This is a genomic window from Comamonas brasiliensis (assembly GCF_018292285.1).
Taxonomy (GTDB): Bacteria; Pseudomonadota; Gammaproteobacteria; order Burkholderiales; family Burkholderiaceae_C; genus Comamonas; species Comamonas brasiliensis.
Genome location: NZ_JAANES010000003.1, coordinates 644439 through 671430, shown reverse-complemented (window position 1 = coordinate 671430; position 26992 = coordinate 644439). Strand labels below are relative to the sequence as shown.

The following is a 26992-nucleotide window of genomic DNA, read 5'->3' as shown; positions in this document are numbered from 1 at the left end:
GTGCTCAGGCAATCTTGGCGGTACTGGCAAAAAAATGCTGATGCGCTTCAATGTCCTGGGCGGCCAGGCGAAGCTGCAGCGCCTGCTCGGGCTGGCGCTGCTGTATGCGCCGGGCCAGGCCTTGCAGGAGCGGCACGGCCCTGGCTGGAGCGCTGGGCAATTGCTGCAGTCTCTGCAGCGCGCTGCGCACACCGCGCAAGGTGCTTTCGGACAGGAGCAGATCCGCCTGCAGCTGGTGCAGGATCAGAACGGCCTTGCCCACCCGCAGCGCGGCCAGACCGCAGTCGGCTGCGTCCTGCACGGCCGGTGCGCTGACTTTTTCGGAGGCGCGCACCAGGCGCAGCAGGCGGTGGTAGAGGCGGGCGCGCCACACGCGCACGTCGCGGGCGTGCACCGGGGCGGAAGCCATGTCCTGCAGCTCGTGAACCATCATGGCACGCAGGCCGTTGAGCCTGCCTTGCGCGGTGACGGGCAGGATGAAGCGATAGGCTGCCCAGCCGGCCAGCGGGCCGGTGACGATGGCAAACGCCATGGACAGCGAGTGGCCCACATCGAGCTGGTAGGGGAAGTGCGGCGATAGCGCCAGCAGGATCACCATATTGCAATCGAAGCCGTACAGCGTGGTGCGGCGGTGGCTGAGCAGCAGGGCGCCAAGAAAGATGAAGGGCAGCATCATCAGCACCATCTGCAGCTGGCTGTTGGCAAACGGCCAGGCAAACCACTGGCATGCCAGCGCCACGCCGGCGCCCATGGCCTGGCCCAGAATCACGAAGCGCATGGTGAAGACCGGGTTCTCGAACGAGGAGAACACGGTGATCATCACCGACAGGCCCAGCAGCATGTAGGCGCCGCCATGCCAGCCTGTGATCACCCAGACCAGGCCGACCAGAAAGATGGCGCTGAAGGCCCGCAGCATGGCCCGGCGCGCGCCGACCCAGTCGCTGTGCAGGACCACGGGCAGCTGGCGTGCGCGGTGGTGGGCCGGCAGCCTCAGGTCGCTGGCGGCCACAAAATGGGCCTGCAGAGCCAAGCCGATATTGCCCAGGATTTCCTCGGCATGGCCCCAGCCGGCGGCAGCGCTGCGGGCTGTGGCGATGGCATCGATGGAGGCCAGCGGTGCGGGCTGGGTTTCCAGCAGCTTGGCGGCCTGCTCCAGCGCGGCCGTCATGATCCGGGCCTGCTCGGCCGTGAAGGCGGGGGTCAGGGTCTTGCCCGTGCTGTCGCGCAGCCAGAGCAGGGCCGAGATCTGGGTGTTGATCAGGCGGCGCAGCGCCCGCACGGCGCGGCGCGAACGCTGCGAGCCCGCGGCATGCGGGTCCAGCCCTTCTTCGATGGCAGCCATCACGGCCAGTCGCTCGGCCAGGTCCCTGGGGCTGAGGGCGCTATGGCCGCTGGCCGTGGCCTGTGCCGCATCGGCGATGTCGCGCAGCAGGCGGGCGCAGAGTCGCCGTACCCTGCCGTCGCCGGGGATTTCAGCGCCCACGGGCGTGAACAGCCAGCCCACGACGAGGGCGGCGGCCACGCCGGTCAGCGCGGTGAACAGGCGATCCCAGCCCAGCGCGTAGACATGGGCGGGGTTGCCGTTGTCCAGCAGGGCCACCATGGAGGCCGAGTAGCCGGCCAGCATGGTGCCGTAGGAGGCAAAGCTGCGCTGCAGGTTGCCCAGGCCCGCGCAGATGCCAATCCACACCGCCAGCCCCGTGACCAGCCACAGCAGATCGCCATTCGCCACCAGCACCAGCACCACGCCGGCGGCCGTGCCGACCAGCGTGCCCGTGGTACGGAAAAAGCTTTTCTCCAGCAACTGGCCGCGCAGCGGCTGGGAGGCGGCCCAGACCGTCATGCCCGCCCATTGCGGATGTTCCAGCCCCAGGGCCCAGGCCGCGAACACGGCAATACAGGCTGCAAAGGCCGTGCGCAGATGCTGGCGCAGACGGGCGCTGTCAAAGCCCCATCGCGTGGCGCTCTCCAGCAGGCGGTCGTAGGCAGCCACGCTCATGCGCGCTCCTCGGGCTGGACATGGGCTGAGCGCTGCTCGTGCATCTGCTCGATACGGGCGCGAATCTTGTTGACGCCATCCAGCATGGCTTCGACCTCGGAGTCCTCAAGGTCCTGCAGCAGACTGAGCTCTGCCTCCAGCATGGTGGCGCGGATGCTGTCCACGGCGCCATTGCCTGCGGCAGTGAGAAAGATGCGCTTGCTGCGACGATCGGCCGCATCGGCGCGGCGCTCCACCCAGCCCTTGCCCTCGAGAATGTCCAGCAGGCGCACCAGGCTGGAGCCGTCCAGGCCCACGCGCTCGGCCAGTTCCTTTTGCGTCACGCCGTCGCCCCAGGCGCGCAGATGCAGCAGCGGCGTCCAGGTGGCGTCGGTCAGGCCGCTGGCGGCCAGCTGTTCTTCGACAAATCGCCGCCATTGGCGGGTAAGGGTGACCATGAGAAAGCCCAGGCGGTCGCGGGAAGGTGCATCGGCAAAAGACATGGATGGAATTTTGATGCTTTTGCAATTAATTTGTAATTCAAACTAATTGAGTCTGCATTGGTGTATAGGGTATTCCCTTGCTGTTGTGATGCATAAAAAAAGAGAGCGTCAAGCGCTCTCTTTCAAAGGGTTTCAGACCTGTATATGTTCTAGTTCTAATCCAGTCAGGCGCTAGCCGCTATCAAAAAAGTGTAGGAATCCAGAGATTCAATACCAGGCCAGCGACCAGCAGCCAGGCGAACAGAGCCAGAGCCAGAATCAGCGGCTTGGTGCCGGCAGCGCGCACGGCGCGGATATGCGTGGTCAGTCCCAGGGCGGCCATGGCCAGGGCCAGCAGTGCGTTGTCGAGTTGAATGCCGACGTTGACCACCTCCTTGGGCAGCACGCCCAGGGAGTTGACGCCGGCCATGGCCACGAAGCCCACGGCAAACCAGGGAATGGTGATCCGGCTGGCGGGCTGGCCGTTGTTCACACCCAAGGCCCGTTCGCTGCGTGTCAGCCACATGGACAGCACCAGCAGGAAGGGCGCCAGCATCATCACGCGCACCATCTTGGCGATCACCGCCGTATCGGCGGCCTGGCTGCCGATGGCTTCGCCGGCGGCCACGACCTGGGCCACCTCATGCACGGTGGAGCCGACGAAAACGCCGTACTGTTGCATGCTGGTGTCTATCCAGCCGTACTCGGCATTCCAGTGGAACAGCGCAGGGTAGAGAAAGGTGCCGATGGTGCCGAACACCACCACGGTGGCCACGGCCACGGCCACGTCCTCGGCGCGGCCCTTGACCACGGGTTCGGTGGCCAGCACGGCGGCGGCGCCGCAGATGGAGGCGCCGGCCCCCACCAGCATGGTGGTGCGCTTGTCCATGCCCAGCAGTTTCTGGCCTATCCACTGCGCCAGCAAAAAGGTGCTGGACAGCACCAGCGCATCGATCACCACGCCGGCCATGCCGACCTGGCCGATGTCCTGGAAGGTCAGGCGCAGACCGTAGAGCACGATGCCGGTGCGCAGCAGACGGGCCTTGGTGAAGGCGATGCCGCTGGCACACTGGCTGGCGATGGCCGGATAGACGGTGTTGCCGATCAGCAGACCGATGATGATGGCCAGCGTCAGCGCGCTCAGGCCGTTGTTCTTGATGGCCGGAAACTGCGCGGCCCAGGTGGCCACGGCAGCGATGGCGCCCGCCAGCAGCAGGCCGGGAACCATCCCGCCGGTTTTGTGCATCCAGCCTTGCGAGGGTGCGGAGTTTTTCAGTGTTGTAGTGTTCATCGGGACCTTTCGCAGCAGGCAAGACAACAGGTCTGATGCCGGCATGGAGGTCACTTTAGATTTCTTGGTTATATTTGTATAACTAATAGTTTTTGTAAGATCAACCTATAAAACAGGTAGATTGAGCTTTCTGGCACCTGCAATTCGACTCAACCATGGGCTGGATGAGCCGGTGATGGCATGGCCGGATGGCCGGTTTTCTGCGGATAGGCAGAGGCTGCCGGTGAGCCTGTTGTCATCGATACGAAACTACGAATCATCGTCATGCTGCACCTCACCTTGCGTCAGTTCGAGATCTTCTGCGCCGTGGCCCAAAGCGGAACCACGGTGGCGGCTGCAGAGGCCGTGGCGCTCTCGCAGTCGGCCACCAGCGCCGCGCTGCAGCAGCTGGAGCAGGGCCTGGGCGTGCAGCTTTTCGAGCGCGTGGGCAAGCGCCTGGTGCTCAACGATGCGGGCCGCGCGCTGCTGCCCCAGGCCCTGGGCGTGCTGGAGCAGGCCAGAGGCATAGAGCAGACGTTTTCCGCGCGTGCGGCCAATATGCCGGTGCGCCTGCGCGTGGCGGCCAGCACCACCATCGGCACCTATGCGCTGCCTGAAGTGCTGGCGCGTCTGGCACGCTCGCATCCGCTGGTGCGCGTGGACCTGCAGATCGCCAACACCCAGGAAGTGGGCGAAGCCGTGCTGGCCATGGAGGTCGACATGGGCCTGATCGAGGGCAGCAGCCACTGGCAGGGGCTGGAGGTCGAGCCCTGGCTGCGCGACGAACTGGTCATCGTGGCATCGCCGCAGGACCCGCTGGCCGAGCAGGCGCGCACCAAGCCGCTGGGCGTGGCAGCGCTGCGCAAGGCGGCATGGCTGCTGCGCGAGGCGGGCTCGGGCACGCGCGAAATGGTCGAGCATGCGCTGCTGCCGCATCTGCATCAGCTGCCTGCGAGCGCCACGCTGGGCAGCTCCGAGGCGATTGCACGCTGTGTCGAGCAGGGGCTGGGCATCAGCTGTCTGTCGCGCGTGCTGGTGCAGTCACAGCTGCAGGCCCGGGCGCTGGAAATTTTGCCCACCACCCTGCCGCGCATGTGGCGCAACTTCTCTCTGGTGCAGCGCGCCGGCAAGCGCCGCTCGCCCGCGCTGCAGGCCTTTGTCGATGCCTGCAAGGCCAGCGAACCGGCGTTGAGCGAGCCCTCGGGTCCATCCAATGTCAAACACGCTGTAGCGCCTGAATGACAGACGTCGACAGCTATGGTTTTCTTAACAATGATTTGCTTGCGACACCGGTTTTTGCCCCTATATTGGGTAGACAAGTCGGGCGCGCGCTGCGCGGCACCGGCTTTCTCAAGCAGGGAGGAACACCATGAAAACCATCGATGAAATGCTGCACCTGGACCTGCTCACTCACGAACAGCACTTGCAGATCAGCCACTGGATCGACGATGCCCAGTCTCCCGAGGCCATTTTGCAGATGCCTGCCGGACTCTGGCAGGCCGTGGAGCGCGCCAGCCAGGCCATGGGCGTGAACGAGGATTTGCTGCGTCCGCCGGCGCTGGACGCCGGCGGCCTGACTTTCAGTCAGTAGGTCGCCGGGCCTGGCTCTCAGTCAAAATCGCCTCAAACGCAGGCTGCACAAGCGCAGCCTGCTCTGATTTTCATTTCAGCGGGATAGCCGTTCCCTGGGGTACGGCCACGGCGGTGACGCTGTTCTGGGGCGAGCCCTCGATCACCCGGTCCGAGTAGGTCATATAGATCAGGGCATTGCGCTTGGCATCCACCATACGCACCACACGCAGGCGCTTGAACAACAGCGAGGTGCGCTCGGTAAACACTTCTTCCTGCTGCCTGAGCGGCGCGGGGAACTGGATATTGCCCGTGGCCTGGCAGGCGATCGACGCTTCCGAGCGATCCTCGGCCAGGCCCAGGCCGCCCTTGATGCCGCCGGTCTTGGCGCGCGAGACATAGCAGGTCACACCCGGCACCTTGGGGTCGTCATAGGCATCGACCACGATTTTGTGATCCGGGCCAATCCACTTGAAGACGGTGTCCACGGCGCCGATCTGTTCGGCATGGCTCATGCCGACAAAGGCCATGGTTCCTACGGTGGCGGCCGCGACGGCCAGAACGGCGGAGAGCAATTTCATGATGGTGCGCATAGGTTGACTAGGGTTAACCCTTGAATTCTGGCAGGGCATTGTGCCTCCGACGTGAGGCCGGAAGCCGGTCTGAAGACAATACCGCCTGCTGCAGAGCTTTCTGTATTGCATCACGGTTTGCCCCGGCCTGCTGGCGGGCACCGGCAGCTGAGACGCTGCCACAGGCATGACACAGCGCATGCCGGACTTCCTAACTCCCTCTTTGATCAGCGACGGCCCCTCGGGCCGTGGCTCCATGCAAGCGCCGCATCCGCCGGATGTGGCCGTTATCTATGTCGGTGAACGTTTCCGCGCCCGGTCTGAGCGCTTCTTCCCTGTTGCTGATGGCACTGGCCTGCGGCCTGTGTGCGGGCGGCAATTATTTCAACCAGCCGCTGCTGCACTCGATTGCCGCTCATTTCTCGGTCAGCGAGTCGGCGGCCGCGACCAGCGTGACGCTGGCCCAGGTGGCCTATGCGGCAGGCCTGCTGCTGCTGGCCCCGCTGGGCGACAAGCTGCAGCGCCGCGGCCTGGCCGTGAGCCTGATGCTGCTGGCTGCCCTGGGGCAGGCGCTGTGCGGCCTGGCGGGTCAGTTCGATCTGTTTCTGCTGGGCACGCTGATGGCCGGTCTGTTCTCGGTTGCGGCTCAGGTGCTGGTGCCCATGGCGGCGGCTCTGGCCCAGCCGGGGCAAAGCGGGCGGGCCGTGGGCTGGGTCATGAGCGGTCTGCTGCTGGGCATTCTGCTGGCGCGCAGCGTGGCCGGGATGGTCTCGGAGGCATGGGGCTGGCAAGCCGTCTACCAGGGCGCTGCGCTGGTGATGGCCGTGGTGGCGCTATGGCTGTGGAGGGCGCTGCCGGCATCGCGCAACCCCAGTCCTGTCAGTTATCCACAGGTGCTGAGAAGCATGTGGCATCTGCTGCGCAGTCAGCCGGGTCTGCGCCAGCGCACCCTGGTCAGCGCGCTGGCGTTCGCCTCGGTCAGCGTGCTGTTCTCGACCATGGCGCTGCAGTTGTCCAGCGGTCCCCTGGGCCTGGACGACGGGCAGATCGGTTTGATCGGTCTGGCCGGCGCGGCGGGTGCCCTGGTGGCCACGCAGGCGGGGCGACTGGTGGACAAGGGCCTGGGCCGCGTGAGCTGCGCCATCGGGGCGCTGGCCCTGCTGCTGTCCTGGCCGCTGCTATGGGTGGGCGGAGCGCATCTGGGCTGGTTCGTGCTGGGCATGGTGGTGATCGATCTGGGCCTGCAATGCCTGAACATCACCAACCAGGCCACAGTGGCCCAGTTGCTGCCCGCAGCGCGCGGCCGCATGAATGCCGTCTATATGACGGGCTATTTCACGGGCGCGGCGGCGGGCTCGGCGCTGGGGACTCTCGCCTGGCGCATCAACGGCTGGCAGGGTGCCTGCGTGCTGGGCCTGGCCCTGGCGCTGCTGGCCTGCCTGGGCACTTTCAGGATGCGCAAGACCCATGGCCTGGTGGCCAGGCTGGCCTAGAGCTGCTGGCGTCTAAAGATCCCAGCGCAGGGAGGCGCTAAAGGTTCTCTGCGGATAGGGATGGAAGTTCCAGTACTTGGCATTGTTGGCGTTGTCTATGCCAAAGGCGGCCGACAGCTGTCTGTTGATCTGATAACGGGCCCGCAGATCGACGCTGAAATACTGGCTGGCACCCATATAGGTGTCGGCATGTACGTCGCTGTTGTCCAGATTCGAGTACTGGCGCCCGCTGTAGCGCGCCGCGACGGTCAAGGCCCAGCGTTCATCGGGCTTGTAGGTGGCCCAGGCTGAGGCACGCCAGCGTGGCACGCGGGGTTGCCATTTGCCGACGCTGGCCGGGTTGGCGGCATTGGCCGTGATGCGCGAGTTGGCCCAGGTCAGGCTGCCGCCCAGGTCCAGCCCGCGAATCCACACCGACTGCGCCGAGTAAGCCAGTTCCAGCCCCGAGGTACGGACCTGATCCACGTTCTGCACCGCAGAGATGGTGGTGCCGGGAATCAGCTGGCTGTAGAGCGCATCGCGCGTGCGCTCGTGGAACCAGGTCGCGCGTAGCAGGCCATTACCCAGGTCTTGCTCGGCCGTCAGCTCGCCCGTCCAGGACTTTTCGGGTTTCAGATTCGGGTCGTTGATGAAGGACAGTGCCCCGCCAGAGGTCGCACCATACAGCTCGCCCACCGTGGGAAAGCGCACGGCACGGCCCAGCGAGGCCTTGAGCGTGGTGTTGCGGGCCAGCTGGTAGGCCAGCGCGGCCTTGGGCGAGAAATGCGATTCGCTGCGCTGGGCGTAATTCAGCTGGCTGCTGGCCGTGGCGGTATGGCCCTGGCTGGCCGTCCAGTCCTCCCAGCGCAGACCCAGCACGGCCTTCCAGTCCCTGGCCAGCTGCCAGCTGTCCTGTGCCCAGGCATAGCGGGTCTCGGCCCTGCCGCCGACCTGGCTGACGATGGACTGCTCGTTGGCCGGGCCGGACTGCCAGTCGCCAACCACGTTGTATTTGCTGATGTTGAGCTTGTAGGCATCGCGGCCCAAGCCGAAGTCCACGATATGTGTGCCCTGCAGGCCCAGTATGTCGTTCTGTCGCCATGTGCCCTTGGCGGCCAGCGTGTTCCAGCCCGTGCCGTCCTGATCCTGCAGCGTGCCCTTGCCACCCAGATTGGCAGCCGGCTGGGCGACGATGGGCACGCGCTGCTGATCCTTGCCGTAGTCGTACAGGCTGGCGCTGAGCTCCCAGTCGAACTCGCCCTGGGTATGGCTTTTGAGCGAGACGCCATGCATGGTGTGGGTCTGCTGGTCCTGGCTCAGTCCGAATGCGGTGTCTGCCAGCTTGTAGGTCTTGCCGTCGATATTGATATTGCCGCTGTACACCGGCTGGCCATCCGGCCCGCGCAGATAGGTCTGTGAGCTGCCCTTGGCGCTGTTCTGCCACCAGCCCAGCGTGTAGCTGGCGCGCAGCGTGGGCGTGATGTCATATGCCAGCTTGATCTTGGCGTGATCCTGCCGGGTGTGGTACTGCGTGCCCGCACCCAGGACGTACCATGGCTGGTTGGTGGTGCTCGGCCCGGCAATGGCACCGGTCACGGGCGTGCCGGTACCGCCCGTCACGCCGGCGGACTGCAGCACGGTGGGGAAGGTCATGGGCTGGCCCTGGCTGTCACTGCGACTCAGGTTGATCCAGTACGACCAGTCGCCGCTTCTGCTACCTATGGAAGCGCTGGTGTTCCAGCTGCGGTAATGGCCGCTGCTGCCCAGCACGTCGGCACTCTGGTGGGCATAGCCGGCGGCCACATGGGCTTCGAGCTTGTCGGGCATGCGCGTCACATAGTCCACCACGGCGCCGGCGGAATTGCCGGGGTAGGCGGCCGAGAACGGGCCGTACATGACATCGACGCGTTCGATCTCCTCGGGCGTCACCAAGCCCCAGCGCGGCGCATAGTTGCTGCCGTTGGCAATGCCATTGCCCAGATAGTTGGAGAGCAAAATGCCGTCGGCATAGACGGCCGAGCGCGCGCTATTGCCCGTGCCCGAAGCGCGCGTGGAGAGGATGGCGTGGTTGTAGTCGCCGATATAGCGCTTGCGCACCAGCAGGCTGGGCAAGTATTTGAGCGCGTCCTCGCTGTCGGTGGCGTTGATGCGCGTCTCTATCTCCTCGCGCGTGATGCCCTCGATGGTGGTCGGAAGCTGCGTGGGCAGCGAGCTGGGCTGGCCGCCGTTGACGGTGACCACGCCCAGGGTCTTGGAGCGCTCAGGCAGGTCGGCAGAGTCGGTTGAGGTCTGGGCCAGGCACGGCCATGCGATACCACTGACCACCAGTGGCAGAAAAATCTGTTTCATGAATGCTTACCTTGGGACGTAGCCGTCCCTATGAATCTGATAGCGGCCAGCGCGGATCGGAAATGCGCTAGAGCCCGAAATGGTTCAGAGGTAAGCGGGGGGCGGCCCGCGCGCGGGCAGGGGGGCTGCGGTGAGGGAGGCGATGCGCGCCCGCTGCACGGGCTGCAGCGCATGCCACAGCGGAGACTCGGTAGGGGGCGGCAGTTGCAACGCGGGCGGAGGTGGTGCTGCATGGGGCAGGCACATGGGGCAATCGAGGTGACCCGCACCCAGAACGCTGCCGCCGTCTTCGCCCTTGACGATCAGCTTGACCGCGCCGGTGCTGGTGCAGATCAGCTCAAACCCCTGAGACTGGATCAGCGGCGCGGCTGCCGCCACCCCCATGGACAGTGCCAGCCATGCCAGCACGCACCGGCCCAGCAGGCAGGTGGCTATGCGGCGAAGCTGTTGCAAGGTCATGGGTGGGCTGGGCGTTGCGAATATGCGTCCGGATCATACGTCGTCTGCTGGCGCAGAGCATGCGTGAAAACCGCCGCGCAAGCCCTGCCGCAGGTGCAAAGTGCTGTGACTTCAAATACAAAACCCGGCGCAAGGCCGGGTCGGTATGGAGGTGCCGAGGGTTCATGCACGGCTCCTGGGCTGGAATATAGGCGCTCGCTCAAGCGAGAGATGGCAAGCAAGAGCCTGGCCGGCCGCGCCGCCTCGCGGCGAGGCCGTCGTCCCCCTCAGGGGGAAGGCGCGTCAGTGCCTCAGGGGGCTGTTAGGGCGTTACTGCCCTGCAACATGCTTGCGCAGATGCTCCAGCGCTTCCTCCACCTGATCCACCAGCACCAGGCACAGGTCGCCGGGTTGCAGGCGGGCCAGGGCATGGTCGATGGCGAGAAACTCGCCATGGATCTCGGTGCTGTAGCTGGTGCGGGGCGCGCCTTCCAGACCCTTTTTCAGCAGGGCCAGCACTTCGCCATCCACGCGGCCACGCTGGCAGGCGTCCTGATAGAGGACCACATCGTCGAACACCTTGCCCAGAATCTGGGTCTGCTCGGTGATGTCCTGGTCGCGGCGGTCGCCGGCGCCCGAGATCACCACGCTGCGGCGCTTGGCAGGCATGGCTTCCACGGCCTGGGACAGCGCGCGAATGGCGTCGGGGTTGTGACCGTAGTCGGCAATGATGGTGGCGCCCTTGTAATCCATCACATTGAAGCGGGCAGGGGCGTTGTCGCTGTCGTTGAGGAAGCCTGCCAGACCGCGACGGATGGTCTGCCAGGGCAGGCCGGCCGCCCAGGCGGCGCCGATGGAGGCCATGACGTTTTCCACCTGGAAGGTGATGGTGCCATTACGGGTCAGCGGAATGTCGCGCAGCGCGATGCTCTCGCGCCAGGATCCTTCAGCGGCCACGATGGCGTCGCCATCGACATAGACCACGCGGCTGCCCTGGGCACGGTGCGTGGCCATGATGGGGTGGTGGCGGTCGGCGGCAAAGAAGATGACCTTGCCGGGGCAGACATGGGCCATGGCCGCGACCAGCGGGTCGGCAGCGTTGAGCACGGCATAGCCCGTGGGCGCCACGTTCTGCACGATGACGCGCTTGAGAACGCCGACATCTTCCTTGGTGGTGATGAAGTTCAGGCCCAGGTGGTCGCCCTCGCCCACATTGGTGACCACGGCGACCTGGCAGCGGTCAAAGCCCAGGCCTTCGCGCAAGATGCCGCCGCGTGCGCATTCCAGCACGGCCGCATCGGTCTCGGGGTGGGCCAGGGCGTTGCGTGCACTCTTGGGGCCGGAGCAGTCGCCGCTGTCGATCTGGCGACCGTTGACGTACACGCCGTCGGTGTTGGTCATGGCGGTGCGCCAGCCATGCGAGGTGAACAGATGGGCGATCACGCGGGTGGTCGTGGTCTTGCCATTGGTGCCGGTGACGGCAACCACGGGGATACGGCCGTCGTCGCCGGGCGCGAACAGCTCGTCCACCATGGGCACGCCCACATTGCGGGGGCGACCGAAGGAGGGGGCCAGGTGCATGCGCAGGCCGGGGGCAGCATTGACTTCCACGATGCCGCCGCTTTGCTCTTCCAGGGGCTTGAGCATGGTTTCGCAGACCACGTCCACGCCGCAGATATGCAGACCGATGGTCTGCGCGGCCTCGATGGCCCGGGCGGCGATTTCGGGATGCACGTCATCGGTCACATCGGTGGCGCTGCCGCCGGTGGACAGATTGGCGTTGTTGCGCAGCACCACGCGCTGGCCCTGGGCGGGCACGCTGTCAGGCGTCAGGCCTTCGCTGGCGATGCGGGCGATGGCGATATCGTCCAGGCGCACCTTTGTCAATGCCGTGCCGTGGCCGGAGCCGCGGCGGGGGTCCTGGTTGACGATGTTCACCAGTTCGCGGATGGTGTGCTGGCCGTCGCCCAGCACCTGGGGCGGCTCGCGGCGGGCGGCTGCCACCAACTGGCCGCCGACGACCAGCATGCGGAAGTCATGGCCGGGCAAAAAGCGCTCGACGAGGATCTCGTCGCCAAACTCGCTGGCGGTCTTGTAAGCGGCTTCCAGACCTTCGCGGGTGGTGATGTTCACCACCACGCCCTTGCCCTGGTTGCCGTCCTGGGGCTTGACCACCACGGGCAGTCCCACTTCCAGGGCCACGGCCCAGGCGTCTTCCACGTCGGCGACGGGGCGGCCCATGGGCACGGGCACGCCGGCTGCGTGCAGCAGGCGCTTTGTCAGGTCCTTGTCCTGTGCAATGGATTCGGCCACGGCGCTGGTGGAGTCGATCTCGGCGGCCTGGAAGCGGCGCGCACGCGAACCCCAGCCCAGTTGCACCAGCGAACCGGTGGTCAGGCGACGGAAGGGAATGCCGCGTGCCACGGCGGCATCGACGATGGCACCGGTCGAGGGGCCGATACGATCGTCCTCGTCCAGCTCGCGCAGCTCGGCAATCGTGGCGTCGGCATCGAAGGGGGTGTCGTTCAATGCGGCCTGAATCAGGGCCTCGGCACGCTCCATGGCCAGCTTGCCCACGGATTCTTCGGTGTACTCGACCACCACCTGGAAGGTGCCGTGCTCCACGGTCTCATGGGTGCGGCTGAAGGTGACGGGGCAGCCAGCCTGTGCCTGCAGCGACAGGGCGGCAACTTCCAGCACATGGGCCAGCGACAGGCGCTGGTCCGCGCCATGGGGCTGCAGCGTACCGATGGTGGGGAAACGCGCCCGCAGCTTTTCTTCAAAGCCGGGCATGGCGGTGTACAGCAGCTCGCTGTCTTCACAGTGCACGATGGCTTCGATGGCGGTGCTGCGGGTCCAGAGGTTGGGGCCGCGCAAGGCTCGGTTGCGAGTGATCTGCATAGTGTTTCTTTCAGCTGAATTTCAAGCTTTTCTTGGTCTGACGCTTGTGTGGCAAGCGTCAGCAGCTATATCTGTTGAAGCGTTTTATGGGGCAATCAAGCCTGGTATTCAAAGGTCTTGATGCCGGCGCCGATCAGCTCGGGCGTGATGTCCAGCGCCCAGGCGGTGGCAATCGCGGCCAGCAGCGCGCTGGTCTCGGGGCGCTTGCCGCCGGCCAGGGACAGTGCTTCCAGCGTGCCCAGCACACGTTCCTGGGTGCCGGTGGCCAGCACCACGTTGTTGCCCTTGAGGAAGACGGCGCGGCCGCCTTCATGACGGGCTTCGGTGTTGGCGCGGTGGGCGGCGACAAATTCGTTGTCGGCGCCGGTGGCGTACAGAATGACTTCTCCGTCGCAAAGTTCGGCCAGATCGGCCACTTCGGGCAGGTCGGCGTTGAGCACGCCCGCGCCTTCGTCCAGCACCACATCGATCTGGGTGCGCATCACGCGGCGCATCTGGCCGGGCTCCAGCACATCGTGATCGGCCAGTTGCTCATAGCCGTCCATGTCGGTGACCACACCGACCAGGCAGCGGTCGTAGGCCAGGCCTTCTTCCAGGATGGAGCGGGCCGTGGTCTGGATGACGGCGGCTTCGGCCAGACGGTTGGTCAGCAGGCGATGGGCACCGGCCCAGTTGGCGGTATTGGTCTTTTGCGTATGGCGATTGGCGAGGAACATGCCTTCGCCGCTGGCCACGCCGGTCAGCTTGCCCGACAGCTGCAGCAGCCAGCCGACCAGGCGCGAAATGAAGGCGTTGTTGCGCGTGCCAACGATGCCGACCACGGGGATGCGACCGGCGCCGGCACCGTCTTCGCGGGGGAAGAGGTGGTCGGCAATGGCCATGCCCACGGGGCGCGGTGCGCCGCTGGTGGGCTTGAGGTGCATCAGCAGGCCGGGGCCGGCGTTGACTTCGAGAATCGCACCCTGGCCCTGCATGGGCTTGGAGACATCCTGCAGGATCATGTCCATGCCGGCGATGTCGAGGCCAACGATCTTGGCGGCCAGCACGGCGTAGTAAGCCACGTCGGGGTGTACCTCGTCGAGGCAGTCGATGGCCATATTGCCGTTGCGCTGCAGCAGCACGCTCTGGCCCTGCGGAATCACGCTGTCGGGCGTCACATGCTGGCGATTGAGTTCCAGCTTCACGGCGCCGGCTTCCAGATTGATCCAGTCCAGCGGGTATTCCTGCTCGGGTCCGCGGCGCGGGTCCTGGTTCAGCACTTCCACCAGCTCGCGCAGCGTGGCATTGCCATTGCCGTAGACGGAAACCGTCTCGCCCTTGGTGGCTGCCACCACCTTGCCGCCCACGACCAGCAGGCGGTGCTCCACGCCGTCGATGAATTTCTCGACGATCACGTCCGAGCCTTCGGGCTGGGCCAGTGCAAATGCGGCCTTGATGTCGGCTTCCTTGGACAGCTCCAGGGTCACGCCACGGGCATGGTTGCCGTCCGAAGGCTTGACGGTCACGGGAAAGCCGATGTCCTGCGCCACTTCCCAGGCCTCTTCGGGCGATGCCACGATCTGGCCTTCGGGCACGGGCACGCCGCAGGCGGCCAGCAGGCGCTTGGTGAAGTCCTTGTCCTGGGCAATGCCTTCGGCGATGGCGCTGGTCTGGTCGGACTCTGCCGTCCAGATGCGGCGCTGCGCCGCGCCATAACCCAGCTGCACCAGATTGCCGTCGTTCAGGCGGATATGGGGGATGCGGCGCTCGCTGGCGGCATCGACGATGCAGCCGGTCGAGGGGCCCAGGTAACGGTCGTTAATGGCCGTCTTGATGGCATGTACGGCGGGCTTGAGGTCGAACGGCTCGTCATTGATGGCCGCCATCAGCAGCTTGTGACCATGCTCCAGCGCCACGCGGGCCACGGCCTCCTCGGGGCAGCGGAACACCATGCGGTACACGCCGCGCTTGGAGATTTCGCGGGTCTGACCGAATTCGGCGGGCATGCCGGCCAGATTCAGCAACTCGATGATTACGTGCTCCATCACATGACCCATCCAGGTGCCGCCTTCCAGGCGCTGGATGAAGCCACCGCGCTCGCCGACGCCGCAGGTGTGCTCGATCAGGTCGGGCAGCCAGTTGGTCAGGCGCTCGTTGAGGCCGGGGATCTTGTTGGACGGGTAATCTTCCAGCTCTCCCAGATCCAGCCAGACCTCCAGTACCGGGCGGTAGGTCCAGACACTGGGGCCACGCAGGAAAGTTGTGCGCAAGAGTTGGATGTCGTTGAATTTCGCCATGTTGATCAGCGGATAGGAATGAGGAGAGCAGGTTTTCTTAAACTCCTGCCCCTGATAGGTTGGCATTGTGCGCCCAGAATCTGCATTGTGAAGCTTGTCAGCCTAATTGCAGGTTCGCGCGTTAACCAGGGTGTATCGGACGTCAGGCGCAGCCATATTCACCATGCCGAAGCGGTTGCCCGCATGACTCTTGGAGCCGCCATCGGCGGAGAAAAATAACTCAACATGCAACATCACCATACTGTGGACGCCTCGGCAGTCTTTGCCGGCCCCCTGGGGGGCGAGCTACGAGCAAGACTCGCTGAACATGAAAACGTATTAGCCGTCGTCCCGGTTGACCTGAGTGCGGATTTGCAGTTTGGCAGCGGCCTGCTGGCCCTGACCCAGGAGCGTTTGCTGGCCTGCGATCCCCAGACCCGGCAGTGGCGTGAATGGGCCCTGACCGTGGAGCAGAGCCTGCGCCTGCAGGACCATGGCGGCGTGGGCAATCTGGAGCTGCATGATCCTCGCCAGCGTTTGGCGCACTGGCTCATCACCCTGAAGCACCAGACCGCCATGCTGCAGCTGATGCAGCAGTTCGACCGCCAGCGCGAGCGCATCGCGCGCCAGGAGATCTACAGCGCGGTCAGCGACGAGGATGTCCCGCATTGCCCGGTCTGCCACACGGCTCTGCCGCCCGATACCGAAGAATGCCCGGCCTGCGCACGTCAGCAGGCACCTCAGACCTCGACCTGGGTGCTGCTGCGCCTGTGGCGCTTTGCCAAGCCCTATCAGGGCCAGCTGCTGCTGGGCTTTCTGCTGACCGTGGCCAGCACGGGCGCGCAACTGGTGGCGCCTTATCTGACCATCCCGCTGATGGACAAGATCCTGATCCCGTTCCAGAACGGCGAAAAGATCAACCGGGACCTGGTTTTCTTCTATCTGGGCATGTTGCTGGTGTCGGCGCTGCTGGCCTGGGCGCTGGGCTGGGCACGCACCTTCGTGCTGGCCAAGGTGTCCGAGCGCATAGGCTCCAATCTGCGCACCACCACCTACAACCACTTGCTGAACCTGTCGGTGGATTACTACGGCAGCAAGCGCACAGGGGATCTGATGGCGCGTATCGGCGCTGAAACCGATCGTATCAATCTCTTTCTGTCGTTAAATGCCCTGGACTTTGCGACCGACGTGATGATGATCGTGATGACCTCGGCCATCCTGTTCTCCATCAACCCCTGGCTGGCACTGGTCACGCTGGTGCCGCTGCCCTTCATCGCCTGGATGATCCATACCGTGCGCGACCGCCTGCGCACCGGCTTCGAGAAGATAGACCGCGTCTGGTCCGAGGTGACCAATGTGCTGGCCGACACCATCCCCGGCATCCGCGTGGTCAAGGCCTTTGCCCAGGAAAAGCGTGAAGCCGACCGCTTTGCCGACGCCAACCTGATCAATCTCCAGGCCAACGACAAGGTCAACAAGACCTGGTCGCTGTTCACCCCCACGGTGACGCTGCTGACCGAGGTCGGCATTCTGGTGGTCTGGGGCTTCGGCATCTATCTGGTGGCCGGCGGCTCCATCACCGTCGGTGTGCTGACGGCCTTTATCGCCTATATCGGCCGTTTCTACACCCGCCTGGATTCGATGAGCCGCATCGTCTCGGTCACGCAGAAGGCGGCGGCCGGTGCCAAGCGCATCTTCGACATCCTCGACCATGTCAGCAATGTGCCCGAGCCTAGCAACCCCGTGAAGCTGCCCGGCAAGGCCAAGGGTGCCATCACCATGGAGGATGTGGGCTTTCGCTACGGCAGCCGCGCCGTCATCAAGCATCTGAACCTGCAGATCAAGCCCGGCGAGATGATCGGCCTGGTCGGTCACAGCGGCTCGGGCAAGAGTACCCTGGTGAATCTGATCTGCCGCTTCTACGACGTCTCCGAGGGCTCCATCCAGCTCGACGGCGTGGACGTGCGCCGCATGTCCGTGTCCGACTACCGCAGCAATATCGGCCTGGTGCTGCAGGAGCCCTTCCTGTTCTTTGGCACGATTGCCGAGAACATCGCCTATGGCAAGCCCGATGCCACGCGCGAGGAAATCGTGGCTGCGGCGCGTGCCGCCCATGCCCACGAGTTCATCCTGCGCCTGCCCCACGGCTATGACTCCCTGGTCGGTGAGCGCGGCCAGGGCCTGTCTGGCGGCGAGCGCCAGCGTATCTCCATCGCGCGTGCGCTGCTGATCGATCCGCGCATCCTGATCCTCGACGAAGCCACCTCGGCCGTGGATACCGAGACCGAAAAGGAAATCCAGAAGGCACTGGACAATCTGGTGCAGGGGCGCACCACGATCGCCATTGCCCACCGTCTGTCCACCTTGCGCAAGGCCGACCGTCTGGTGGTCATGGATCGTGGCGAAATCGTCGAAGTGGGCCCGCACGACGAACTGATGGACCTCAAGGGTCATTACTTCCGTCTGTACGACGCGCAGGCGCGCCGTGCCGAAGAGGATGCGCAAGCGGCCGGCCTGAAGTTGCAGACCAAGGAACCCCAATGATCGAAGCTCCCCAATCCAATCTGAACGGCATGCAGCTGGTGCGCAACGCCCATGGCCGTCTGGTGCTGACACTGGGCAACGGCCTGGTCTACGAAGCGGTGGTTCCCGTGCGTGCATTTCCGATTGCAGCGCCCGCCGAAGGGCTGTCGCTGATTGCCGCCGATGGCAAGGAAGCGCTGTGGGTGGCCCGCATGGCCGACCTGCAGCCCGAGCATCGCCAACTGATCGAGCAGGACCTGGCTGTGCGGGAGTTCGTGCCGACCATCGAGCGCATCCTCAAGGTCTCCAGCTTTTCCACCCCCAGCACCTGGGAGCTGCAGACGGATCGCGGTCTGACGCAGATGGTGCTCAAGGCCGAAGAAGACATCCGCAAGCTGGCCGGTCGCACCAGGCTGCAGATCACGGGCCAGGATGGCGTGCAATATCGGATTCCCGACAGCGGCAAGCTGGACAGGCATTCGCGCAAGCTGCTGGAGCGTTTTCTGTAAGCTGTGCAGCGCGACTATTTCAAGGGCCTCGCCTCATCGTGAGGCCCTTTTTTGTATCAAATTGCGCAGCGGCGCTTGATATACATAGACTAATAGCTATCAAATTAGGATTGAAAATAATCCTACAGTTTTCTCAAGCGTGGCCGATAACAGGGCGAGATAGCTGTTTTTCCGCCTGCACCTTTTTACTGCCGAGGGCCAAGCCATGCAAATTCCACCTCTAGACCGGACACAGACGCCCTGGCGTACCCAGGGTGCGGATTTGTACTCCACAGGGGCTTCGGGCGCCGCGCCGGTGCGCCCCGTAAACGCCGTGAATGCCCCAGAGTCTGTGGACAAGATCGGCGAGGGCCGCACGGTGCGCGAACCCGAGAAGCCATCGGCTCCCGATACCGAGAACCGGGACTGGACCCTGGCCGAGGAGATCAAGCAAAAAGAAGAGGTGGAGGAGCCGCCCAAGGAGCCTATCTCCAAGCAACTGATCGAGTTCATCCAGTCCATGTGGCGCGCCAGCGCCCAGGCGGTGGAACAGGCGCAGGAAACCAGCAAGTCGGAGGATCTGCTGCAGAGCAAGCAGCAGGTGCGCAATGAGCCGCTGACTTATTCCGAGCCCCGGGTCAAGCGTAGCAGCAACGCCAAGTAAGGCGTTTGCTTTGATTTTGAGAGCTGATTGCGCTTGATATTCAAGCGCTTCAGCTATTTTTATATCTTATTTGCTTTCAGGGCCTGCGCTATCAGCTTCTGATTTGTGAGCGTCGTCCTTGGCCGGCGCAGCAGCCACGGCTTCGGCGGCCTTGGCCTTTTCACGCGCTGCACGGTACTTGACGGCAAAGGCGCGCACTTCCTCATAGGTGACGAAGCCGTCCTTGTTGGTGTCGGTTTCGTCAAAGGCGGCGGCCAGCTTGGGGATGATGGCCACTTCCTTGCGGCTGAGCTTGCCATCCTGATTGAAGTCCAGCATCTTGAATTGCTGCTGGGCCTTGATTTCGCCCTTGGAGAGCTGGGTTCCCTGTCTTTCACCGATCTTGTCGCCGGCGGTTTCCTCGGCGCGCACCGTAGGCAGCAGCAGGACGGCGCTGGTCAGCAGCACGCCCATGGCGGTCTTCATGACCGAGCTGCTGCGGGCGACGATGGGGTGGTTCTTGGCTTTTGACATAGCAGTACAGATGAGGGCCATGACGGCATTCTCAACCTCCGGCCCGCCGCACTTTCAAAGTTTTGCATTCGCTTGCCGGACTTTGCCAAGCTTTACGTAGGCAGCGCCGCCTTGTCATGGGCAATGCCGCTGCGCACATGGCCCGAGGGAACATGTCCGGCCGCATTGCGCACATGGCCGGTCTGGTCGTCGAAGAAGAAGTCGGGCTCGAACTCGCGCAGAAAACCGCCCTTGGCCAGTCCGCCGAGGAACATGGCTTCATCGACATCGATCTTCCAGTCCATCAGCGTATTGAGCGCGCGCTCATGGGCCGGGGCGCTGCGCGCCGTGACCAGGGCCGTGCGCACGCGCATGCCGGCCACATCGGCCTGCTGCAGCCGGTGCAAGGCTGCCAGCAGCGGCTTGAAGGGGCCTTCGGGCAGCGGCTGTGCCGCTTTTTCCAGTTCATGCTGCTGGAATGCCTCCAGGCCCTGGGCCTGGAAGATGCGCTCGGCCTCGTCGGAAAACAGCACGGCATCGCCGTCGAAAGCGATGCGCACTTCGCGCGGATGGCTGCTGCTGGCGCGCATGGAGTCGGTGAACACATGGGCGGCCGGGTAGCCCAGCTGCAGTGCCTGGGTCACGTCATCGGCATTCGCCGACAGAAACAGCTGAGCTCCCAGAGGGCGCAGATAGCCGAAAGGGTCACGCCCCTGGGTGAACACGCCGCGCTGTATGGAGTGAAGGCCGTGGGCCTTGGCCGAGCGGAAGACGCGCATGCCGCTGACGGGGTCGTTGCGCGAGAGCAGCACCACCTCCACATGCTGCTGTCCTTCGGTGTTGAAGGCCAGCAGCTTCTTGACCAGCGAGAAGGCAACGCCCGGTGCGGCGGGCACGTTCAGCCGTTCGCGCTGCAGGCGCAGATAGCTCGCCGGGTCGCTGTCCTCGAAGAGGCGGTTTTCCTCCTCGAAATCGAACAGGGCTCGCGAGGAGATGGCGACGACGAGCTTGTCGTTCAGGGTCATGGCCATGGCGGTACGGCTTTGAGCGGATGTGCAGACAGGCTTCGATCATACGCAGGCCGCCGCGCCCTCACCAGTTGGCTTCGCGCTCTGGCGTGGCACTGATGTGGTGGATGGACAGATCGGCGCCGTCGAATTCCTGCTCCTGACTCAGGCGCAGGCCCATGGTCTTCTTGAGCAGGCCGTAGACCAGCAGGCCGCCCAGTGCGGCCCAGGCCACGCCCATCAGCGTGCCTATGAGCTGGGCCAGCGGATGCACGCCGCCAAGCCCGCCCAGGGCCTGCGTGCCGAAGATACCGGCTGCAATGCCGCCCCAGGCGCCACACAGGCCGTGCAGCGGCCACACGCCCAGCACGTCGTCGATCTTCCATTTGTTCTGCGTCAGCGTGAACATGAAGACAAAGATGGCTCCGGCGGCAGCCCCCACGACCAGTGCCCCCAGAGGGTGCATCAGATCCGAGCCCGCGCAGACGGCGACCAGACCGGCCAGCGGGCCGTTGTGCACAAAACCCGGGTCGTTTTTGCCCACCGCCAGGGCGGCCAGCGTACCACCGACCATGGCCATCAGCGAGTTCACGGCGACCAGACCCGAGATCTTGTCCAGACTCTGGGCACTCATCACATTGAAGCCGAACCAGCCCACGATCAGAATCCAGGCGCCCAGCGCCAGAAAGGGAATGCTGGAAGGCGGTGTGGCGGCAATCGCTCCGCCCTGGCGGTAGCGATTGCGGCGCGGGCCCAGCAGCAGCACGGCTCCCAGGGCGATCCAGCCCCCCACGGCGTGAACTACCACGCTGCCGGCAAAGTCATGGAACTCGGAGCCGGTCAGCGCCTTGATCCAGGCCTGCACGCCGAAATGCTGGTTCCAGGCAATGCCCTCGAAGAAGGGGTAGATCAGGCCCACGATCATGGCCGTGGCGATCAGTTGGGGCCAGAACTTGGCGCGCTCGGCAATGCCGCCCGAGATGATGGCGGGAATGGCAGCCGCGAAGGTCAGCAGAAAGAAGAACTTGACCAGGCCGTAGCCGTTGAGCGCCGCCAACTGCTCGGCGCCCACGAAAAAGTGCGTGCCGTAGGCCACGCCATAGCCGACCGCGAAATAGACCACGGTGGAGACCGAGAAGTCGACCAGGATCTTGACCAGGGCATTGACCTGGTTCTTGCGGCGCACGGTGCCCAGCTCCAGAAAGGCGAAACCGGCGTGCATGGCCAGAACCATGACGGCGCCCATCAAAATGAACAGGGCATCCGCGCCCTGTTTTAGTGCTTGCATGAAAACGCTCCAGCTGAAATTTGCTATTTATTGGTGCGAAATTGCGGAAAAAACCCGCAATGCACTAAAAGAAAGCAAGAATTGCGCCAAGCTGGAGTGGGTGCTTCCGCACCGGCGCAGGCCTGTCAGGCCTATTTGACGAACTGGTTGAGCTGGATGATGGGCATGAGCACGGCCAGCACGATGAGCATGACCACCAGCCCCATGACGACGATGAGCAGGGGCTCGAGGATCGTGGCCAGGTGCATGGCACGACGCTGGACCTCGGTGGACAGCTGGGTTGCGGCGCGCTGCAGCATCAGCGGCAGCTGGCCCGTCTGCTCGCCCAGTCGGGCGAACATGGCGACCAGACCCGGAAAGCGCTTCTTCTGCGCCAGGGCCGAGGCCAGTGGCGCGCCTTCGCGTACCAGCACCAGCGCATCCATGGCATCGGCGCGCAGGGCGCGGTTGTTCAGCGTCTCGGCGGCGGCCTGCAAGGCCTTGAGAATGGGCACGCCCGCTCCGGCCAGCATGGCCAGCGTGCCGGCAAAGCGCGCTGCGTTATAGCTGCGCGAGAGCCGGCCTATCAGCGGCAAATGCAGCCACTGGGCATCGAAGCGCTCGCGAAATGCCTCGTTCTTGAGCGCCAGCCGAAAACCCACGGCAGCCAGCAGCAGCACGGCCAGCATGAACCAGCCATAGCTGCGCACAAAGTCGCTGATGCCGAGCATGACCACGGTGAGAAACGGCAGTGCACGCTTGGTGCCGGCAAACACGCCGGCCACCTGCGGCACCACATAGCTGACCAGGAAGATCACGATGACGATGGCCACCAGCGTCACGATGGCCGGATACAGCGAGGCGCCGATGAGCTTGGACTGCAGCGCCTGACGCGCCTCCAGGTCGTCGGCCAGATTCTCCAGCACCGGGCCCAGGCTGCCGCTGGATTCCCCGGCGCCGATCACGGCGCAGAAGATGTCGGAAAACTCGCGTGGATGCTGCTCCAGTGCCTTGGCAAAGCTGGAGCCGGCATTGACCTCGGCCCTCAGCGCCGCGACCAGCTGATGCTGGCGTTCGTCCTCGGCTTCCTCGGCCAGCGCGGCCAGTGCGCGTTCTATGGGCAGGCCGGAGCTGACCAGCCCCGAGAGCTGGCGGGTCCAGACCGCCAGGCTGGTGGAGTTGAAGACCGGGCGCGTGAGCCAGCCGGATGCGCCTGTCCGGCCCCGGCCCTGGCCTGCGGCGACGGGCTCGACCTGCAGCGGCACCAGGGCCTGGCTGCGCAGCTGGCTGCGCGCGGCACGGGCGTTGTCGGCTTCCAGGGTGCCCTTGCGGGTCTGGCCCTGGGCATCCAGGGCTTCAAAGGTAAAGGCAGGCATGCGCGAATCGATCTGACAGTGACGGTTTAGTGCAGATGGTAGCGACTAATGATGTCAGCCCTTCGGCATTTGAGAGAGCGGACCCGGCTTGATGCAGGTCATGACTGCCGCGGTCGAGCTCGGCACAATGGTCTGCCGATTCAAGAACGGGAGGTTTCGATGCTCAAGGACAAGGTTGCATTGGTGACGGGAGCTGCATCCGGCATAGGTCGCTGTGTGGCGCTGACATGGGCCAGGGAAGGCGCGCGCGTGGTGCTGGCCGACCTCAACGAGGAGCAGGGCCAGGAGACAGCCGCCCTGGTGCGCGAGCTGGGTGCCGAGGCACTGTATCTGCGCGCCGACGCCGGCAGCCTGGCGGATCATGAAGCGCTGGTGGCCTTGACCATGCGCCACTTCGGCCGTCTGGATGCGGCCTGCAACAACGCCGGCATCGGCGGCGTCAGCGCGCCCACCGCCGACTATCCGCTGGATGCCTGGGAGCAGGTGCTGCGCGTCAATCTCTCGGGCGTCTTCTATGCCTGCAAATACCAGATCGCCGCCATGTTGCAGGGCGGCGGCGGCTCCATCATCAATATGGCGTCCATCCTCGGTGCCGTGGGCTTTGCCAACTCTGCGGCCTATACGGCCGCCAAGCATGGCGTGCTGGGCCTGACCAAGGCCGCCGCGCTCGAATATTCAGCGCTGGGCGTGCGCGTCAATGCCGTGGGGCCGGGCTTTATCCAGACCCCCATGATCAGCGGTCTGGAGCAGGACCCTGCCACGCATGCGGCGCTGGTGGCGGCCCATCCCATGGGGCGTCTGGGCCAGCCCGAGGAGATTGCCGAGCTGGTGGCCTGGCTGGCCAGCGACCGCGCGTCGTTTGTGACGGGCGCTTATTACCCGGTCGACGGCGGTTACTTGGCTCGCTGAGTGGTCTGCAGCGGTTTGCTGTAGATCTTGATGGCCCTGCGCTTGACTGGCGGTCGCTGCAGGCCAAAACCCTTAGGCGACTGGCGCCATGGCGGCGGCTTGCATATCGCCGTCGATCTCGTCGGCGCGTACCGAGGCTGCACGCTGCAGCAGCGGCGTGGCATAGGCCTCGAATTCGGGCCGCCTGGGCAAGCTGCCGTCCATCATGCTCCATCCGATATAGCTGGCCAGATACAGATCGGCGGCCGTGAAGTGGTCGCCGCAGACATAGCGTTTGCCGGCCACCGCATGCAGCAAGGTGTTCAGTACATCGTCAAAGCGACCAAAGCCCGCGCTCATGGCCTGCTGATGAGTTTGCGATTGCAGCCAGCCTTCGTTGCGGGCGGTTGTGACGGCCTCCACCGGCCCGGCGACAAAGAACAGCCAGCGAAAGTAGCTGGCGCGCTCCGGGCTGCCCATCGCCGGGGCCAGTCTTTTCTCGGGGAAAAGCTCGGCCAGATAGGCGAGGATGGCTCCGGTCTCGGTGACCACGGCATCGCCATGCTGCAGCGCCGGGACCTTGCCCATGGGGTTGATGGACAGGTACTCGGGCGACTTCATCTCGGGCCCGAATTCCAGCTCAACGGTTTCATAGTCGGCACCGCATTCCTCCAGCATCCAGCGCACCATGCGGGCGCGTGATCTGGGGTTGCTGAAAAAGCGCAGCTTGGGTTGTTGAGGTGTGGACATTGCGGCTCTCCTTGGCGGGCTGTTGTGACATGGCAAAAACGCCATGCAGCCAATGTAGGAGCGGGGGCTGACAGTTTCTGTCAGCAGCGCCGTTCAATCCAGCGTGTAGCCGGTTTCATCCAGCCAGCGCTGTATCAGCACCTGGCGTCGCTGCGGATAGCGTTCGCCCAGATCCTCCAGCGCGTCCACGCGGTCGGCGCGAAAGTGACGAAAGGCCTGACGCAACTCGCACCATGCCGAGACCACGCGGCTGCGCTCGAAGTAGGCCATGGCAAACGGCCAGACCCGGCGCTGGCTCGGCACGCCATGTTGGTCGCGGTAATGCAGCACGACCTTGTGTTCGGCGCGGATGGCGCGGCGCAGCGCGGCCTGCCAGGGCTCGGGTGGCGGGTCGTTCTGCATATTGGGAACCAGCAGGCCGCTGGTGTCGACGGCAATGCGCAGCTCCAGTGGCAATGCCGAACGGATGCGGTCCATGGCGGCGGTGGCGGCCTGGGCCAGTTGCGGATCGGCCTGCAGGCTGGCCCAGCGAGCGCCCAGCAGCAGGGCCTCCAGCTCGTCGGCGTTGAACATCAGAGGCGGCAGCAGAAAGCCGGGCCGCATCTCGAAGCCTATGCCGGGGTCGCCCAGAATGTCGGCGCCTTGGGTTCGCAAGGTGGCGATGTCGCGGTACAGCGTGCGCAGGCTGATGCCCAGCGCCTGAGCCAGCTCGGGCCCGGTCTGCGGCTGACGGGCGCGGCGCAGCGTATCCAGCAATTGCAGCAGACGGGCGGAACGGCTCATGGGAAAAATTCAGAGGAGAACGACGCAGGAGTTTGGCATGCTCTCATGCCGGGACGCTGGTTTGTCGTTCTCTGTGCGCTCCCCCCTTCCGTGCAGCGTGAGAGGAGGGAGCTGCCAGGCCCGCTCAGGAGGCGGTGTTCATGGCGCCAGCCGTGATCTCCAGGCTGCGCAGGCGCAGCTCGGCGTCATAGACATCGCTGACGATCATGAATTCATCGGCCTGGGTCTCGTCGGCCAGATTCTGCAGTCCCTGGCGCACGGTATCCGGGCCGCCGATGACGCCCACGGCCAGAAAATCGGCAATCGCCGCCTGGGCGCGCCCATCCAGCTGCTCCCAGAAGTCCGGTATCGGGGGCATGAGGCGGGTGCGGTTGCCGGTCAGAATGCCGAGCACGCGCTGATAGGTGCTGCTGGCCAGAAACCGGGCCTCTTCATCGCTGGGGGCTGCAATTACGGGCACGCCGACAATCGCGTAAGGCTTGGCCAGGGTGGCGCTGGGTTTGAATGTCTGACGGTAGATGGCCAGGGCCTGGTGCAGCATGCGCGGGGCAAAGTGCGAGGCAAAGGCATAGGGCAGGCCCATGTGCGCAGCCAGCTGGGCCGAGAACAGGCTGGAGCCCAGCAGCCAGATGGGCACGTGGGTGCCGGCACCGGGCATGGCGATGATGCGTGCTCCATCCTGGTGATCGCCCAGCAGGCGCTGCAGCTCCTGCACGTCGCGCGGGAAGTCCTCTTCGGTCTCCACGCGGTCGCGGCGAAGGGCCCGCATGGTCGCTCCGTCGGTGCCCGGCGCGCGGCCCAGGCCCAGGTCGATGCGGCCGGGGTAGAGCTCGGCCAGCGTGCCGAAGGCCTCGGCCACCACCAGCGGTGCATGGTTGGGCAGCATGATGCCGCCCGAGCCCACACGAATCTTCTGCGTGGCGCCTGCGATGTGGCCGATCAGCACGGCCGTGGCCGAACTCGCAATGCCCGGCATATTGTGGTGCTCGGCCAGCCAGTAGCGGGTGAAGCCCAGCTTTTCGGCCTGCTGCGCGGTGCGCACGGCAATCTGCAGTGCATCGGCCACCGTTCCGCCTTCGCGCACGGCGACCAGGTCCAGCATGGACAGCTTGACGTTGTTCAGGGATTTCATGGCGATTGATCTATATGGTTTTGATAGCTTGCAGCATTTTCCGAGTCAGCGTTTGCGGCCGATCTCACGTCCAAGCACAATGCCGACCAGCACACCCCAGGCCAGCAGCACGGCGGCCATGGCGTAGTAGGTGCTGCCGACCTGCATGGCAAATACCGAGCCCAGCAAGGCGACCAGCGCCGCCATGCGGATCACGCGGCGTAACTGGTCCACGGGCAGGCGGGCCTTGAGGTTGAACAGCACGGCGAGGCTGATGACAGCCAGGGCGATCAGCAGCAGAAACAGATCGCCGCCATAGGGCTGGACGGAGGTGCGAAGGTTTTCAAGCATGGCAAC

Annotated in this window: 23 protein-coding genes; 7 read left to right on the top strand and 16 right to left on the bottom strand. The window is 64.8% G+C overall.

Features of this window, described 5'->3' with window-relative positions; all coding sequences use genetic code 11:
- Positions 1–4 precede the first annotated feature (4 nt).
- From DJFAAGMI_RS15755 to DJFAAGMI_RS15745, 3 genes are all read right to left on the bottom strand, one after another.
- Complete coding sequence (locus tag DJFAAGMI_RS15755; protein ID WP_211457826.1) at positions 5–1999, bottom strand: FUSC family protein; 1995 nt, start codon at positions 1997–1999, stop codon at positions 5–7.
- Positions 1996–2481: a MarR family winged helix-turn-helix transcriptional regulator gene (locus DJFAAGMI_RS15750; protein WP_211457825.1), complete on the bottom strand. Its 486-nt coding sequence runs from the start codon at positions 2479–2481 to the stop codon at positions 1996–1998. The genes DJFAAGMI_RS15755 and DJFAAGMI_RS15750 overlap by 4 nt, the downstream gene beginning before the upstream one ends.
- 181 nt (positions 2482–2662) lie before the next feature.
- Positions 2663–3751 (bottom strand): YeiH family protein, encoded by a 1089-nt coding sequence (locus tag DJFAAGMI_RS15745; protein ID WP_211457824.1) that lies wholly within the window; start codon positions 3749–3751, stop codon positions 2663–2665.
- Positions 3752–4015: 264 nt separating this feature from the next.
- On the opposite strand from DJFAAGMI_RS15745, the gene DJFAAGMI_RS15740 reads away from it, so the two are divergent.
- Together DJFAAGMI_RS15740 and DJFAAGMI_RS15735 are read left to right on the top strand one after the other, a co-directional pair.
- Positions 4016–4972 (top strand): LysR family transcriptional regulator, encoded by a 957-nt coding sequence (locus tag DJFAAGMI_RS15740; protein WP_211457823.1) that lies wholly within the window; start codon positions 4016–4018, stop codon positions 4970–4972.
- A 127-nt stretch (positions 4973–5099) separates the two neighbouring features.
- Positions 5100–5321 carry a hypothetical protein gene (locus DJFAAGMI_RS15735; RefSeq protein WP_003058848.1) on the top strand — a complete coding sequence of 74 codons (222 nt, stop codon included), beginning with the start codon at positions 5100–5102 and terminating at the stop codon, positions 5319–5321.
- A gap of 70 nt (positions 5322–5391) precedes the next feature.
- On the opposite strand, the gene DJFAAGMI_RS15730 is transcribed toward DJFAAGMI_RS15735, so the two are convergent.
- On the bottom strand, positions 5392–5892 hold the full coding sequence (locus DJFAAGMI_RS15730; RefSeq protein WP_211457822.1) for a CreA family protein: 501 nt from the start codon (positions 5890–5892) through the stop codon (positions 5392–5394).
- A 272-nt stretch (positions 5893–6164) separates the two neighbouring features.
- Between DJFAAGMI_RS15730 and DJFAAGMI_RS15725 the strand changes: the two genes are divergently transcribed.
- Complete coding sequence (locus tag DJFAAGMI_RS15725; protein ID WP_211457821.1) at positions 6165–7364, top strand: MFS transporter; 1200 nt, start codon at positions 6165–6167, stop codon at positions 7362–7364.
- Positions 7365–7376: 12 nt separating this feature from the next.
- Here the strand turns inward: DJFAAGMI_RS15725 and DJFAAGMI_RS15720 are convergent, their stop codons facing one another.
- The 4 genes from DJFAAGMI_RS15720 to DJFAAGMI_RS15705 all read right to left on the bottom strand — a co-directional run bounded on the left by DJFAAGMI_RS15720 (position 7377) and on the right by DJFAAGMI_RS15705 (position 15307).
- Positions 7377–9692: a TonB-dependent receptor gene (locus DJFAAGMI_RS15720; protein WP_211457820.1), complete on the bottom strand. Its 2316-nt coding sequence runs from the start codon at positions 9690–9692 to the stop codon at positions 7377–7379.
- An 84-nt stretch (positions 9693–9776) separates the two neighbouring features.
- A complete protein-coding gene (locus DJFAAGMI_RS15715; RefSeq protein ID WP_034364280.1) occupies positions 9777–10151 on the bottom strand; it encodes a DUF2946 family protein in 375 nt (124 codons plus the stop codon).
- Positions 10152–10460: 309 nt separating this feature from the next.
- Positions 10461–13031, bottom strand: a complete 2571-nt coding sequence (gene cphA, locus DJFAAGMI_RS15710; RefSeq protein WP_211457819.1) for a cyanophycin synthetase — start codon at positions 13029–13031, stop codon at positions 10461–10463.
- A 95-nt stretch (positions 13032–13126) separates the two neighbouring features.
- Positions 13127–15307: a cyanophycin synthetase gene (locus DJFAAGMI_RS15705; protein WP_211457818.1), complete on the bottom strand. Its 2181-nt coding sequence runs from the start codon at positions 15305–15307 to the stop codon at positions 13127–13129.
- 225 nt (positions 15308–15532) lie between these two features.
- On the opposite strand from DJFAAGMI_RS15705, the gene DJFAAGMI_RS15700 reads away from it, so the two are divergent.
- The 3 genes from DJFAAGMI_RS15700 to DJFAAGMI_RS15690 all read left to right on the top strand — a co-directional run bounded on the left by DJFAAGMI_RS15700 (position 15533) and on the right by DJFAAGMI_RS15690 (position 18961).
- The gene (locus DJFAAGMI_RS15700) at positions 15533–17830 is read left to right on the top strand and encodes a cyanophycin metabolism-associated ABC transporter (RefSeq protein ID WP_211457817.1); all 2298 of its coding nucleotides are present in this window, start codon (positions 15533–15535) and stop codon (positions 17828–17830) included.
- Positions 17827–18318: a cyanophycin metabolism-associated DUF1854 family protein gene (locus tag DJFAAGMI_RS15695; protein WP_019042744.1), complete on the top strand. Its 492-nt coding sequence runs from the start codon at positions 17827–17829 to the stop codon at positions 18316–18318. Before DJFAAGMI_RS15700 ends, DJFAAGMI_RS15695 begins: the two co-directional genes overlap by 4 nt.
- Before the next feature lie 205 nt (positions 18319–18523).
- Positions 18524–18961, top strand: a complete 438-nt coding sequence (locus DJFAAGMI_RS15690; protein ID WP_211457816.1) for a hypothetical protein — start codon at positions 18524–18526, stop codon at positions 18959–18961.
- Positions 18962–19027: 66 nt separating this feature from the next.
- Here DJFAAGMI_RS15690 and DJFAAGMI_RS15685 read toward each other — a convergent pair whose 3' ends face one another.
- The 4 genes from DJFAAGMI_RS15685 to gspF form a co-directional block, all read right to left on the bottom strand.
- Positions 19028–19495, bottom strand: a complete 468-nt coding sequence (locus tag DJFAAGMI_RS15685) for an EF-hand domain-containing protein (RefSeq protein ID WP_211457815.1) — start codon at positions 19493–19495, stop codon at positions 19028–19030.
- A gap of 71 nt (positions 19496–19566) precedes the next feature.
- The gene (locus DJFAAGMI_RS15680) at positions 19567–20484 is read right to left on the bottom strand and encodes a 5'-nucleotidase (protein ID WP_043003601.1); all 918 of its coding nucleotides are present in this window, start codon (positions 20482–20484) and stop codon (positions 19567–19569) included.
- A 61-nt stretch (positions 20485–20545) separates the two neighbouring features.
- A complete protein-coding gene (locus DJFAAGMI_RS15675; protein ID WP_211457814.1) occupies positions 20546–21748 on the bottom strand; it encodes an ammonium transporter in 1203 nt (400 codons plus the stop codon).
- A 131-nt stretch (positions 21749–21879) separates the two neighbouring features.
- A complete protein-coding gene (gspF, locus tag DJFAAGMI_RS15670; protein WP_211457813.1) occupies positions 21880–23103 on the bottom strand; it encodes a type II secretion system inner membrane protein GspF in 1224 nt (407 codons plus the stop codon).
- Between the two features lie 159 nt (positions 23104–23262).
- Here gspF and DJFAAGMI_RS15665 point away from each other — a divergent pair, with 159 nt between their 5' ends.
- Positions 23263–24012: an SDR family NAD(P)-dependent oxidoreductase gene (locus tag DJFAAGMI_RS15665; protein ID WP_211457812.1), complete on the top strand. Its 750-nt coding sequence runs from the start codon at positions 23263–23265 to the stop codon at positions 24010–24012.
- Between the two features lie 72 nt (positions 24013–24084).
- Here DJFAAGMI_RS15665 and DJFAAGMI_RS15660 read toward each other — a convergent pair whose 3' ends face one another.
- The 4 genes from DJFAAGMI_RS15660 to DJFAAGMI_RS15645 form a co-directional block, all read right to left on the bottom strand.
- Positions 24085–24741: a glutathione S-transferase family protein gene (locus tag DJFAAGMI_RS15660; protein ID WP_211457811.1), complete on the bottom strand. Its 657-nt coding sequence runs from the start codon at positions 24739–24741 to the stop codon at positions 24085–24087.
- A 93-nt stretch (positions 24742–24834) separates the two neighbouring features.
- Positions 24835–25524, bottom strand: a complete 690-nt coding sequence (locus tag DJFAAGMI_RS15655) for a helix-turn-helix transcriptional regulator (protein ID WP_039049554.1) — start codon at positions 25522–25524, stop codon at positions 24835–24837.
- Positions 25525–25648: 124 nt separating this feature from the next.
- The gene (locus DJFAAGMI_RS15650) at positions 25649–26656 is read right to left on the bottom strand and encodes an LLM class flavin-dependent oxidoreductase (RefSeq protein ID WP_211457810.1); all 1008 of its coding nucleotides are present in this window, start codon (positions 26654–26656) and stop codon (positions 25649–25651) included.
- Positions 26657–26701: 45 nt separating this feature from the next.
- Positions 26702–26986: a hypothetical protein gene (locus DJFAAGMI_RS15645; RefSeq protein ID WP_012837001.1), complete on the bottom strand. Its 285-nt coding sequence runs from the start codon at positions 26984–26986 to the stop codon at positions 26702–26704.
- Positions 26987–26992: the final 6 nt, after the last annotated feature.